Source organism: Vibrio sp. YT-15 (genome assembly GCF_033337445.1).
Taxonomy (GTDB): Bacteria; Pseudomonadota; Gammaproteobacteria; order Enterobacterales; family Vibrionaceae; genus Vibrio; species Vibrio alginolyticus.
Genome location: NZ_JAWOQR010000003.1, coordinates 174,759 through 188,064 on the forward strand (window position 1 = coordinate 174,759; position 13,306 = coordinate 188,064).

Genomic DNA, 13,306 nt, shown 5'->3' on the forward strand with positions numbered 1-13,306 from the left:
GTTGACAGTTTATCGAGACTCAGTAGACTGTCAACACAACAACAAAAGTGACTAAAGGAATACACGTGGAAGTTCGTCATAACTGGACGCATGCTGAAGTGCGCGATCTCATGGAAAAACCATTCATGGATCTCCTATTCGAAGCGCAGCTTGTACATCGTCAATATCAACAAACCAACCATGTTCAAGTAAGCACGCTTCTGTCGATTAAGACAGGTGCTTGTCCAGAAGATTGTAAATACTGTCCTCAGAGTGCTCGTTACACCACAGACATCGAAAAAGAGCGTCTGATGGAAGTAGAACGCGTACTCGATGCTGCGCAAAAAGCCAAAAATGCTGGTTCTACTCGATTCTGTATGGGCGCCGCATGGAAAAACCCGAAAGAGCGTGACATGCCGCATTTGACCGACATGATCAAAGGTGTGAAGGGCATGGGTTTAGAAACGTGTATGACATTAGGTATGTTGACACCAGATCAAGCAAAGCAATTGGCAACCGCAGGTCTGGATTACTACAACCACAACCTAGATACCTCACCTGAGTTCTACGGCAACATCATTACCACACGGACTTACCAAGACCGTTTAGATACTTTGTCTCACGTGCGTGATGCTGGCATGAAGATCTGTTCCGGTGGCATCATCGGCATGGGTGAAAGTGCAAACGACCGAGCTGGTTTGTTGGTTGAACTGGCTAACTTGCCGGTACACCCTGAAAGCGTTCCAATCAACATGCTCGTGAAGGTGAAGGGCACACCACTGGAAGAAGTGGATGATGTTGAGCCATTCGATTTCATTCGCCTGATTGCGATTGCACGAATCATGATGCCTCAATCAGCCGTTCGTTTATCCGCTGGTCGTGAAAACATGAACGAACAAATGCAAGCGCTGTGCTTTATGGCGGGTGCAAACTCCGTCTTCTACGGCTGCAAGCTTCTGACAACGCCAAACCCTTCAGAAGACAAAGACATGATGTTGTTCAATAAGCTTGGCATTAACAGCCAAGAGGTGTCTCAAAAACCTGATGAAATCGAAGAAAACGAGTTACTCGATCGCGTCGTAGAGCGTGTTGCTGCTCGTCCAACAAAAGACGACCTTTTCTACGATGCCAGCGTTTAAATCTCGTATCGAGTCGGCCCTTGCTGAGCGTAAAACGCAAGGGTTGAATCGTTCTATGAATGTGGTGTTTGCCGGTAACCAGTCCGTTTTGGAACACGAAGGTAGACGCCACATTAATTTCTCAAGTAATGACTATTTGGGATTGGCCAATGACCAAGCGCTTGTTCGTGCTTGGCAGCAAGGTTTAAGCGTATATGGCAGTGGCAGTGGAGCATCACCGATGGTGACTGGCTTTAGTGCCGCGCACTGCAATTTAGAAGCCGCACTGACCGAATGGCTGGGTTACGACAGAGCAATTCTGTTTGGTTCTGGATTCAGTGCTAATCAAGCCTTGTTGTTCACCTTGTTAGAAAAGTCAGACGTATTGATCCAAGACCGTTTGAATCATGCTTCATTGATGGAAGCGGGGGCGTTGTCACCAGCTAAAATGAAGCGCTTTAAACATAACGACATCGAGCACCTAAAATCGCTGTTGAATAGCGAAGACAACCATCTAGTTGTGACTGAAGGGGTATTCAGCATGGACGGTGATTGTGCGCCGCTCAGCGATATAGCTGAAGCCACCCGCAGTCATGATGCTTGGTTTGCTGTCGATGACGCTCATGGAATTGGTGTTCTCGGTCAATCCGGTGGTGGTTCTTGCGAGTTGGCAACGGTTAAGCCTGAGTTATTGGTCATTACCTTCGGTAAAGCGTTTGGTATGTCTGGCGCGGCTATTTTATGTGACCACGCAACGGGGGACTTTTTAACTCAGTTTGCTCGTCACCATGTGTATTCCACGGCGATACCGCCAGCACAAGCGTATGCGTTGACTCATGCAGTCTCGATGGTTCAAGAGCAGTCTTGGCGACGTGAAAAGCTCTCTGAGCTTAGTGAAGTGTATCGAGATAGCCTTAGCGACCTTGAGGGGTTTGTTGAGACTCAAACTTCGATTAAGCCCTTTTTGATTGGTGAATCTGAATTGGCTTTGCGAGTAGCAGGTGCTTGTCGCCAAAACGGTATTTGGGTGACTGCTATTCGCCCTCCGACGGTGCCTAAAGGAACGTCTCGTCTTCGAATCACACTCACTGCCAATCACACTAATGAACAAGTTAAAACGCTTTCAATCGCATTGAAGCAAGCATTAGGAGCGCTGTAATGGATAATGCAACTACCGCATTAGCGCAAACGCTCGCGTTAGAGAGTTTCCATCAAGATAAAGACGCGATTGCCTCTTCGTTTGGTAAAGCAGCAGAAACATACGATAAACATGCGGCTTTTCAACGTGATGTCGGGTATCAGCTGCTTGATAAACTTCCTGAAAACTTGACGGGAAAACGTGTATTGGATTTAGGTTGTGGCACGGGTTATTTCTCCCAACTACTTCAACAACGCGGTGCGGAAGTAGTCTGCGGCGATATCTCTCAAGCCATGTTAGATAAAGCAGAGCAGCGTTGTGGTGCAGTACGAATGCATTACCAAGTTGCTGATGCTGAAAACTTACCATTTGATGATGATAGCTTCGATTACGTGTTTTCAAGTTTAGCGCTGCAATGGTGTACAGATTTAAGTTACCCACTAAAAGAAGTGCGCCGCGTGCTAAAAAATGGTGGGAAAGCGTGGTTCTCTACACTGGTTGATGGATCACTGTATGAGCTGCGTGCATCATGGGAAAAAATTGATGCATATCAACACGTCAATAACTTTCTAACGCTCAATCAGGTAAAAATTGCGTTAGCGCAATCTCGATGTGACAGCCATCAACTAGACTTGACCACCATCACAGTTTGGTACGACTCTGCATTTTCAGTTATGCGTGACCTCAAAGGTATAGGTGCAAATCACGTAAGCGGGCGCTCACACGGTTTAACTAGTCGCGAGACTTTGTTAAAAGTTGAGCATGCGTACCAAGCGTTTAAAAACGATCAAGGTCTTCTACCTGCAAGTTATCAGGTTTGTTTTGGAGTAATACATCTATGATTGATGCTTTTTTTATTGCTGGTACGGATACTGATGTTGGAAAGACGGTAGCGTCTAAAGCCATTTTGCAAGCGATCGCAGCAAAAGGACTAAACACTATTGGTTATAAGCCAGTGGCAGCAGGGAGTGACAAGACTGAAGCGGGATGGCGTAACTCTGATGCTTTACACTTACAAGACGCCGCAACACTCGATGTGGCCTATGATGATGTGAACCCATACGCTTTAGAGTTGCCTGCTTCTCCCCACATTGCAGCGAAGCATGAACATGTCGAAATAAGTTACGATGTTCTGAGTCAAAAACTGGCTCAACATAAGCAGCAAGCCGATGTTGTTCTCGTTGAAGGTGCTGGAGGTTGGCGTGTGCCAGTATCCGATACGGACTGTTTATCTACATGGGTAAAAGAAGAGCAGTTACCTGTTGTACTGGTGGTTGGCATTAAATTAGGCTGTTTGAGCCACGCTTTACTCACAGCGGAGAGTATTAAAGCGGATGGTTTGAATCTTGTTGGCTGGGTGGCAAACCGCGTCAACCCAGGCACAGAGCACTACGCTGACATTATCGAGATGCTAGAAGCACGTATCGATGCACCTAAGCTTGGGGAAATTCCATATATTCCAAGTGCTAAACGCAAAGAGCTAGGCAAGTACATTAATGTAGAGCCGTTGCTAAACACTGACTAATGGTGTTTAGGATAAAAGACTAAAAAAACCAAAGGGCTGCGCAATGCAGCCCTTTCTTGTTGGTGTAACCTAAAAAGTCAGATTACTTATCTTGGCTGAGCCCCATCAATGCTTGTTGTGTTTCTGCAACACGCTGAGACATATGATGATCGGTTGAAATACCAAGTTGTTGCTTTGCCTCGTCCTCTGAGATGCCTAGGTGACAACGTAGTAAATCAATAGCCATTTGATAGTCGTTAGTTTCTACCATGGTTTTTCCCTCAATACATGGAGTTTTTGAACTCACCCAATGCACTTTTTGCAATGTACTTAGAGTGGCTCTGTTTTGTTCATCTCATTCGAATTTAGCATGTCCATGTGGCCGCACAATAAGACCAAAGTCTATAGCAGAGCTAACGTACTGTTTTTGGTCTATTAAAAAATTTCTAGCTAAGTTGCTAAGAGGTGATAGATTTGACACCAAGATCATCTATCAATAGATGATGAGTAGCTCAGAGCTTATTTCATCATTTTGATAAATGTATATGAACGGAGGTTCCTGCTCCTACCAAAGCATGTTTTGAAATCGCTTGAATCAAATATTTCAGTCCCGAAAACAAATGTTGCAATTTATTGCTTAACCTTGTTTTTATCGAGGATAGACTATATCTATAACGCACGGAACATGAAAATCAACGGAATTGGCTTTTATAGCGATTACCATTTGTTCCTTATAACAATCCGTTTTAAAAAAACGATAAGCTTCCTCGGAGAAAAGTAATGAAGCGAATTATGTTATTCCTAGCAACTAACCTAGCTGTCGTGCTAGTGCTTAGTGTTGTTCTGAATATTGTTTACGCTGTAACTGGAATGCAACCAGGCAGTCTGTCAGGTTTACTTGTAATGGCTGCTGTATTTGGTTTTGGTGGCGCATTTATTTCGTTGATGATGTCAAAGGGTATGGCGCTACGCTCGGTTGGTGGTATGGTCATTGAAAGCCCGCGCAACGAAACGGAGCATTGGTTAGTCGAAACTGTGGGTCGTCAAGCTCAACAAGTGGGTATTGGCATGCCAACGGTGGCTATTTATGATTCACCAGATATCAATGCATTTGCGACAGGTGCAAAACGAGATGACTCTCTTGTCGCAGTTTCTACCGGTCTTTTACACAATATGACTCGTGATGAGGCAGAGGCAGTACTTGCACACGAAGTGAGCCATATTGCAAATGGTGATATGGTCACGATGACGTTGATGCAAGGTGTCGTGAACACGTTTGTTATCTTCCTATCACGCTTTATTGCCAATATCGTGGCATCGAACGATGATGAAGAAGGCCAAGGTACAAACATGATGGTTTACTTTGGCGTATCCATGGTGCTTGAACTGGTATTTGGTTTCCTAGCTAGCTTCTTGACTATGTGGTATAGCCGTCATCGCGAATTCCACGCGGACGCAGGTGCTGCGCGCCTCGTTGGCAAAGAAAAAATGATTGCGGCTCTAGAGCGTTTGAAGGTGAGTCATGAATCTCAACTGGATGGCACCATGATGGCGTTTGGTATCAATGGCAAGCAGTCGCTGACTGAGCTACTAATGAGCCACCCTCCGCTAGATAAACGTATTGCAGCGTTGCGAGGCCAGCAATACTAATTGTTCCTACTTAAATAATTGTTAATCTGCTGAAAAGGCTTGGTTTTGACCAAGCCTTTTTTTTTCGCCGATTGATCGCGTGCGAACTTCATCACGTACTACTTACAGAAATAAAGTTATACAAAATTATTTTTGTACAACTTTGGTGGAATGAACTATCTTATACATATAATAATTTTGTACAACTTAATGGGCGTGTAGGAGTAAAAAATGGACATACAGTCTGTTGGCAATATCTATCAAAAGCTCAACAAAGCGAACTTACATCTGCTTAAGGATATATATCACCAAGATGTAGTATTTGAGGACGCAGCGCATCGTTTAGAAGGATGGCCAGCACTTTCGGATTATTTCACCTCATTATATGCCAACGTCATCAGTTGTGATTTTGTAATCCATGAGCATCAACAAGTCGGAGATACAGGCTTCCTAACTTGGACAATGGACCTTCAGCATCCCAAACTTCAGAAGGGTGCGCCTATTCTCGTCAATGGTGTTTCGCACCTCAAATTTAGCGAAGGTCAGGTCATTTATCACCGAGACTATTTTGATCTCGGAGAGATGCTCTATGAGCATTTACCGTTACTTGGTTCAGTCGTTAAAACCATCAAGCAGAGGTTAGGACAATGAACAACACCATCTTGATCACAGGCGCCACCTCCGGAATAGGAAGACAGCTTGCCCTAGATTACGCGAACTCAGAATGGAATGTGATTGCTTGTGGTCGGAATCAAGATGTTCTTGCAGAACTGGAGGCAGTTTCCTCCAAAATTCATACATTGCAGTTTGATGTGACAAATTATGAGGAAACTCAGCAGGCGCTCTCTAATTTGCCCTTTACGCCAAACACATGGGTTTTTAACGCAGGCGATTGTGAGTACATGGATGAGGGAGTGGTCGACGCGAAACTCATGGCGCGTGTGATGAACGTAAATGTTGTCGGTGTTGCTAACTGCGTCGAAGGCTGCCAAGTGCATTTAGAGAGAGGGCACCGCATTGTTATTGTTGGCTCTATCGCATCAGAAGTGGCACTGCCTCGTGCTGAAGCTTACGGCGCATCCAAAGCGGCAGTCAGTTATTTTGCACGCACGCTCGCCGTCGACTTGAAAAAGAAAGGGATCAAAGTGGTAACGGTGTTTCCTGGTTTTGTTGAAACGCCGTTGACTGACAAAAACGACTTCGAAATGCCAATGATCATTTCTACTCAGCAAGCGTCGAACTCTATCAGGAATCAGTTAGCCGCCAACAAGACCTATATCTATTTCCCAGCGAGATTTACCAGTATTTTACGTTTTATCTCGTTACTTCCATACAGTTGGCAAGCTCGCCTAACTGCTAAACTCGTATCATAAGAAGGAATAAAAATGAAAACAGCAGGAAGAAAGAAGATAGCGATTGTGGGAACGGGAATCTCTGGCCTTACTTGTGGTTATTACTTGCATAAAGAACATGATGTAACGCTGTTTGAAGCGAACGATTACATCGGTGGCCATACTGCAACCGTTGATGTGATCCTTGATGGTAGAGAATACGCGATAGACACCGGGTTCATCGTCTATAACGATCGTACGTACCCTAATTTCATTAAAATGATGAGCGAGATTGGCGTTGAAGGTCTGCCTACTCAAATGAGCTTCAGTGTCAGAAACGATGGGAACGGACTAGAGTACAACGGCCACACAGTGTCGACATTGTTTGCTCAAAAACGCAACTGGGCAAACCCCAAATTTTATCGATTTATCTTCGAGATACTTCGTTTCAATAAACTTGCCAAGCGCTTCGCTAGCGAGCAATCCTCGCACTCTCAGACGTTAGGTGAGTTCCTTGACGAACACAAATTCAGTGCTTTCTTTACCGATAACTACATTTTACCGATGGGTGCTGCGATTTGGTCGTCGACTTTAGCTGACATGCGCGCATTCCCTCTTATGTTCTTCTTACGTTTCTTCCTCAACCACGGTCTGCTAGATGTGACTAACCGACCACAATGGTATGTGATTAAAGGTGGTTCACGTTCATACATTCCACCATTGACCAAAGGCTTTGCCGAGAATATTCGTCTTAATAGTCCTGTCGAAAAAGTGGTTCGCAACGAAAAAGGGGTTGGCGTTCAAGTTCGCGGAGAAACGCATTGGTTTGATGACGTTATCTTCGCTTGTCACAGTGATCAAGCAATGAGAATGCTAGAGGATATCAGCCCAATTGAGCAGGAAATCTTGGGGGATATGACATACCAAGCAAATGAAGTTGTTCTTCATACCGATTCTGCCGTACTACCAAAACGTAAGGCAGCATGGGCATCATGGAACTACCTATTGGAAGGAAGTGAAGAGGAGCAGCAACGCCTCCCTTCGCTCACTTATAACATGAACATTCTTCAGCATATTCAATCAGAACACACGTTTTGTGTAACGTTGAATAGCACTGAGCAAATTAACTCAAATAAAGTCTTGCGTTCGTTCACTTATCATCATCCAGTATTCACCACTGAGTCTATTGCAGCGCAGCAGCGCAAAAACGAGATACAGGGTAAACAAAGTACCTGGTTCTGCGGCGCTTATTGGTACAACGGTTTTCATGAAGATGGCGTGCGTAGCGCGCTTGATGTTGTGAAAGAACTAGAAGAAAAGTACCGCGAACAAAATGTGGTTCCTTTCGAAAAAGGCGCAGCGTGATATGGATAGCCAAATGAACAGCCGATTGTTTATAGGCAACGTTCGTCACCGTCGATTCACGCCGGTGAATCATGAGTTGAACTACTCTTTATTTATGCCCGCCATTGATGTAGACGAGATCGATGCTTTAGAGAAAAAAGTATGGGGTTTTGGTTCGCGTTGGTGGCATTGGGCTCGCTTCAAACGCAGTGATTACATTGGTGAAGGTAGCGTCAAGTCGGCAGTGCACAGCAAAATTGAAGAACTGACAGGTGTTCGCTGTACCGGCAAGGTAATCGCAGTCTGTCACTTGCGTTATCTAGGACTTTATTTCAGTCCCGTTAATTTCTACTACGTTTATAACGCGGAAGGAGAATGGAAGTATCTCCTCGCAGAGGTGAGTAACACTCCTTGGAATGAACGACATTACTACGTGGTGTCAGCAGATAAAGAAGAAGAAAAGTTTGGTTGGGAACAAGTTAAAGCATTCCATGTTTCACCATTCAACCCGATTGACCAACTCTACCGTTGGAGAATTAAACCTTTGACAGACAAGTTGAATATTCATCTTGAATGTCACAAAGGAGAGAAACACTTTGATGCCACCATGGTTATGAAAGCCAAGCCACTTTCAAGCAAAACCTTATTGAGGTGTTTGATCGTTACACCAATACAAACGGTAAAAGTAATGGTTGGTATTTATTGGCACGCATTAAAACTTTGGGTGAAAGGCGCACCTTTTTATTCTCATCCTAAATATTCAACGCATGAAGAAATAGAAGCCGATACTGAAAAAACAGACAAAAAAAATAAAAAGCACAAGGAGAATTCTGCATGTTAAATACTAGTTCTATGACATTGCCGCGTAAATTGACGACAACGCAAAAAGCGGCTCGCGGAGTTATTTTTCAATGTCTGCAAAAAATGGAAATCGGCTGCTTAACAGTTATTGAAAGTTTTAAGACGGAAACGACAGAGCGAAGCGAGCGTTTTAGTGCGCCAAATGGGGAGTACAGTGGTCAACCTGTTGTCGCTACTATAGAGGTAAAACATCCAGGCTTTTATTCACGGATCTTGCAGGGCGGCAGTATTGCTGCTGGTGAGGCTTATATGGATGGGTGGTGGGATAGCCCCGATTTAACCTCATTAATGAAACTGATGGCCCTTAACATGCGTGCTCTAGATAAACTCGAAGAGCAAGGCAGTTGGTTGACTAAAATACTGTACAAGTTCAGTCATTGGTCAAACAGAAACTCTGAAGAGAACTCACGTAAAAATATCCATGCGCATTACGACTTGGGTAACAACCTATACGAAGCGTTCCTTGACACCAATATGCTGTACTCGTCGGCGCTTTACAATCATGCGGACGACTCTCTAGAGCAGGCTCAAATCAACAAAATGGATCGTCTATGTCAGCAACTTGAGCTGAAATCTACCGATCATGTTGTTGAAATTGGCACTGGGTGGGGCGCTATGGCGATTTACATGGCTGAACAATACGGTTGTCAGGTCACCACAACAACGATATCTGAAGAGCAACACGCGTACGCGGAGCAAAAAATCAAAGAGCGTGGCTTAGAAGACAAAATCACTCTACTCAAAGAAGATTACCGAAACCTAACCGGCACTTATGACAAGCTCGTTTCTATTGAAATGATTGAAGCTGTGGGCAAACAATTCCTGCCTTCGTACATTAAGGTCTGTGAGTCTTTATTGAAGTCTGGTGGCTTGATGGCGATTCAAGCGATTACGATTGCCGATCAGCGTTACGATTACTACAGTAACAACGTCGACTTTATCCAAAAGTACATTTTCCCGGGTGGTTTTTTACCGTCGGTAACCTCACTAACCCAAGCAACAACAAAGTACAGTGACTTAGTGACGCGAGACTTGTTCGATATTGGTTTGGACTACGCCAAGACGCTGAACGAATGGCACTTACGTTTTAATCGAGCAGAGGGTGAAGTGCGCTCATTTGGCTACGACGACCGCTTTGTGCGTATGTGGCGCTACTATTTGAGCTACTGTGAAGGTGGCTTTTTGGCTCGCACGATCAGTGCAGTTCACATGACGTTTCAACGCCCGTAGTTCGTTATGAAGGTATTTCTTGCTTCGACATGGTTCCAACTCTGCTGGTTTGCAGCGGTGCTTGGAACCTATCAATGGCAATGGGTGACGTTATTCCTTACTTTGGCAACCCTACTATACTGTCTGAAAAGCGATGCATCTTCGCTCAAAAGTATTGGTGTGATCGTCACGAGCGGGCTCGTGCTTGATACGCTCAATCAACAACTATCGGTCTTTGTCTTTCCAACCCCATGGCTGCCAGTCTGGTTATTATGCTTGTGGGTTTTGTTTTCTTGGTATGCCTATCAACTTAAGTCAATTTTGTACCGTTTCCCAAAAACCTACGTATCAATAATAGGCGGACTCGGAGGAACAGCGAGCTACTTTGCTGGCTATAAGCTCCAAGCCGTTGAATTTGGATTCAGCACTGGCGCTACACTGGCAATGTTGTTTGTCGAATGGTGCGTCATGATGCTCTTGATACTCAAGGTGTACGGAAATGAAAAGCTTGAAGAGAGACTTAACTCAGAGACTGACTAGGCTGCTTGCGTTGGTAATAGTAACTGGCTCTTTTGCTCTGCAAGCTCAACCTGTTGGAAACAGCGAAGCCGCAAGCAACATTGCGAATTGGAAGGGATGGAAAACTGTTGGAGAAGCCCAACTTACTTGGTTCATCTTCGATATTTATCACTCAAGATTAAAAGCGCCTGATGGAAAGTTTATCGTAAGCGATGACGTATCGCCACATCCCCTTGCGTTGGAAATTAATTACAAGAGAGACATCAGTAAGCAACAGCTGCTTGATGTGACGGATGAGCAGTGGGCGAAATTGGGTTTTACGGACTCATATCGAAAAGCTTGGATCAGCGAGCTCGATCGTATGTTTCCTGATATTCAAAAAGGTGACGAGCTTACTTATCTAACAGATGGAAAATCTGGTCAGCTTTTTTATAAGCAGGTTGGGGACGTGCAAGTAAAGAACGTTGGCATCATTGAAGACGAACGAATGAACGATGCATTTTTGGCTATATGGTTATCACCCAACACAGAATTTCCGAAACTCCGAAAACAATTGATAGGGCAGGTTAGATAGTGTTTAAACGAATTTTTAAAGCAGCGACTTTAGTGGCAGCTGTTTTTCTTTCGGCATGTTCCGCAGACATTGATAATTACCGCTCTTCTACACCGACTTTTGACGTATTCGGTTATTTCGAAGGCGACATAAAGGCGTGGGGGATGGTGCAAGATTATACCGGACAGCAAACGCGTCGCTTTGAGGTCGATATAGTGGGTACTGTAGCGGGTGATACGCTGACGCTGGTGGAAGACTTCGTGTTTGATGACGGAGAGGTGGACCAGCGAATTTGGGTTATCACTAGATTAGAAGACGGTCGTTATGAAGGTAAGGCAGACGATATTATAGGTGTAGCAACAGGGGAAGAGCAGGGCAATGCGCTACAGTGGCAATATGACTTTGAGCTACAAATGGAGGATTCATCAGTGACGGTTGCTTTTGATGATTGGCTTTATCGTCAGGATGACAGACACGTTTTCAATCTAACGAAAATAAAAAAGTTTGGTGTGGAAGTAGGAACAATAACCTTGTTCTTCCAAAAGCAGCCATAACAAATGGGGCTGATCTTCAATTAATAATCCATTCCATATAACTAAAATTATTTTCTCCCGACCTAACTCTCCTAACTAAAAAAGGTTGACGCTTTCGCGTCAACCTTTTAAGTATCTGGTCGTTACAGGAGTATTACAGCTTATCTGTCAGCTCGATTGCTTGACCGATATAGTTCGCTGGCGTCATCTCTTTCAGACGTGCTTTCTCGTGCTCAGGAAGCTCAAGACCGTCGATGAAGTTACGCATTGCTTCGCCGTCTACACGCTTACCACGAGTTAGCTCTTTCAGCTTCTCGTATGGCTTCTCGATGCCGTAACGACGCATAACTGTTTGTACTGGCTCAGCTAGTACTTCCCAGTTCTTGTCTAGTTCAGCAAGAAGCGCTTCACGGTTTACTTCTAGCTTGCTGATGCCTTTAAGCGTAGAAGTGTAAGCGATGATAGCGTAGCCAACACCAACACCAAGGTTACGTAGAACCGTTGAGTCAGTTAGGTCACGTTGCCAACGAGAGATAGGCAGTTTCTGTGCTAGGTGGCCGAATACAGCGTTCGCAAGACCTAGGTTGCCTTCTGAGTTTTCAAAGTCGATTGGGTTAACTTTGTGAGGCATTGTTGAAGAACCAATCTCACCAGCAATAGTTTTTTGCTTGAAGTGGCCTAGTGCAATGTAACCCCAAACGTCACGGTCGAAGTCAATCAGGATAGTGTTGAAACGAGCGATAGCGTCGAACAGCTCAGCGATGTAATCGTGCGGTTCGATTTGAGTTGTGTAAGGGTTCCAAGTTACGCCTAGAGACTCTGTGATGAACTCTTCAGAGAACTTGTGCCAATCTAGTTCTGGGTAAGCAGAAAGGTGTGCGTTGTAGTTACCTACTGCACCGTTGATTTTCGCTAGGATCTCAACGTTTTCGATTTGCTTGAATTGACGCTCCATACGGTACGCCACGTTTGCCATTTCTTTACCCATAGTAGATGGAGAAGCAGGCTGACCGTGTGTACGAGATAGAAGAGGAATGTCGCGGTATTCCACTGCTAGTGCTTTGATAGCGTCGATTAGGTTACGGATTTCTGGAAGAATCACGTTCTCACGCGCTTCTTTAAGCATTAGAGCGTGTGATGTGTTGTTGATGTCTTCAGAAGTACATGCGAAGTGGAAGAACTCGTTTACTGCGTGCAGTTCAGGAACGTCTGCTACTTTCTCTTTTAGGAAGTACTCAACCGCTTTTACGTCGTGGTTAGTTGTACGCTCGATCTCTTTGATACGGCGTGCATCTTCTTCAGAGAAGTTTGCAGCAAGGTCGTCTAGGAATTGGTTTGCTTCTGCGCTAAACGCTGGCACTTCTGCAATTTCAGCAGTAGCAGCAAGCTTTTGTAGCCAGCGGATTTCAACGATAGTACGGTACTTTAGTAGACCGTATTCACTGAAAATTTCGCGTAACGCAATTGTCTTGCTTCCGTAACGGCCGTCTACTGGTGAAACAGCAGTCAATGCTGACAGTTCCATGATGTTCTCCTGAATTGGGTTTCTAAATTTCGTGAGCTTTATACCAATAACTGTGGCAATTGT

The 13,306-nt window shown here is 44.6% G+C and carries 15 protein-coding genes; 13 read left to right on the plus strand and 2 right to left on the minus strand.

Annotated features, from left to right (window positions below):
- Nucleotides 1–65 precede the first annotated feature (65 nt).
- From bioB to bioD, 4 genes are read left to right on the plus strand one after another with little or no spacing between them, the layout of a single operon-like run.
- A complete protein-coding gene (gene bioB, locus R7D93_RS07775) occupies nt 66–1,118 on the plus strand; it encodes a biotin synthase BioB (protein WP_005378222.1) in 1,053 nt (350 codons plus the stop codon).
- Nucleotides 1,105–2,256 (plus strand): 8-amino-7-oxononanoate synthase, encoded by a 1,152-nt coding sequence (gene bioF, locus R7D93_RS07780; protein ID WP_213868366.1) that lies wholly within the window; start codon nt 1,105–1,107, stop codon nt 2,254–2,256. The genes bioB and bioF overlap by 14 nt, the downstream gene beginning before the upstream one ends.
- A complete protein-coding gene (gene bioC / locus R7D93_RS07785) occupies nt 2,256–3,077 on the plus strand; it encodes a malonyl-ACP O-methyltransferase BioC (RefSeq protein WP_054575126.1) in 822 nt (273 codons plus the stop codon). Before bioF ends, bioC begins: the two co-directional genes overlap by 1 nt.
- Entirely contained in the window at nt 3,074–3,760 is a 687-nt protein-coding gene (bioD, locus tag R7D93_RS07790) for a dethiobiotin synthase (RefSeq protein ID WP_005378217.1), read from the plus strand. The genes bioC and bioD overlap by 4 nt, the downstream gene beginning before the upstream one ends.
- Nucleotides 3,761–3,842: 82 nt before the next feature.
- On the opposite strand, the gene R7D93_RS07795 is transcribed toward bioD, so the two are convergent.
- Nucleotides 3,843–4,010 (minus strand): hypothetical protein, encoded by a 168-nt coding sequence (locus R7D93_RS07795; protein ID WP_005378215.1) that lies wholly within the window; start codon nt 4,008–4,010, stop codon nt 3,843–3,845.
- Between the two features lie 509 nt (nt 4,011–4,519).
- On the opposite strand from R7D93_RS07795, the gene htpX reads away from it, so the two are divergent.
- From htpX to R7D93_RS07840, 9 genes are all read left to right on the plus strand, one after another.
- Nucleotides 4,520–5,389 (plus strand): protease HtpX, encoded by an 870-nt coding sequence (gene htpX / locus R7D93_RS07800; RefSeq protein WP_005388085.1) that lies wholly within the window; start codon nt 4,520–4,522, stop codon nt 5,387–5,389.
- Nucleotides 5,390–5,599: 210 nt separating this feature from the next.
- Nucleotides 5,600–6,019, plus strand: a complete 420-nt coding sequence (locus tag R7D93_RS07805) for a nuclear transport factor 2 family protein (protein ID WP_005378211.1) — start codon at nt 5,600–5,602, stop codon at nt 6,017–6,019.
- Entirely contained in the window at nt 6,016–6,741 is a 726-nt protein-coding gene (locus R7D93_RS07810; RefSeq protein ID WP_130546650.1) for an SDR family oxidoreductase, read from the plus strand. The genes R7D93_RS07805 and R7D93_RS07810 overlap by 4 nt, the downstream gene beginning before the upstream one ends.
- A 12-nt stretch (nt 6,742–6,753) precedes the next feature.
- A complete protein-coding gene (locus R7D93_RS07815; RefSeq protein WP_130546651.1) occupies nt 6,754–8,064 on the plus strand; it encodes an NAD(P)/FAD-dependent oxidoreductase in 1,311 nt (436 codons plus the stop codon).
- A 1-nt stretch (nt 8,065) separates the two neighbouring features.
- A complete protein-coding gene (locus R7D93_RS07820) occupies nt 8,066–8,884 on the plus strand; it encodes a DUF1365 domain-containing protein (protein ID WP_025766884.1) in 819 nt (272 codons plus the stop codon).
- Nucleotides 8,878–10,134 (plus strand): SAM-dependent methyltransferase, encoded by a 1,257-nt coding sequence (locus R7D93_RS07825; protein ID WP_213868367.1) that lies wholly within the window; start codon nt 8,878–8,880, stop codon nt 10,132–10,134. The genes R7D93_RS07820 and R7D93_RS07825 overlap by 7 nt, the downstream gene beginning before the upstream one ends.
- A gap of 6 nt (nt 10,135–10,140) precedes the next feature.
- The gene (locus R7D93_RS07830; RefSeq protein WP_005378203.1) at nt 10,141–10,653 is read left to right on the plus strand and encodes a DUF2878 domain-containing protein; all 513 of its coding nucleotides are present in this window, start codon (nt 10,141–10,143) and stop codon (nt 10,651–10,653) included.
- Entirely contained in the window at nt 10,613–11,206 is a 594-nt protein-coding gene (locus R7D93_RS07835; protein ID WP_017821712.1) for a chalcone isomerase family protein, read from the plus strand. Before R7D93_RS07830 ends, R7D93_RS07835 begins: the two co-directional genes overlap by 41 nt.
- Complete coding sequence (locus tag R7D93_RS07840) at nt 11,206–11,739, plus strand: DUF3833 domain-containing protein (RefSeq protein WP_137281853.1); 534 nt, start codon at nt 11,206–11,208, stop codon at nt 11,737–11,739. Before R7D93_RS07835 ends, R7D93_RS07840 begins: the two co-directional genes overlap by 1 nt.
- A gap of 133 nt (nt 11,740–11,872) precedes the next feature.
- Here R7D93_RS07840 and purB read toward each other — a convergent pair whose 3' ends face one another.
- Nucleotides 11,873–13,243, minus strand: coding sequence for an adenylosuccinate lyase (gene purB, locus R7D93_RS07845; protein ID WP_005378198.1), 1,371 nt, complete (start codon nt 13,241–13,243; stop codon nt 11,873–11,875).
- Nucleotides 13,244–13,306: the final 63 nt, after the last annotated feature.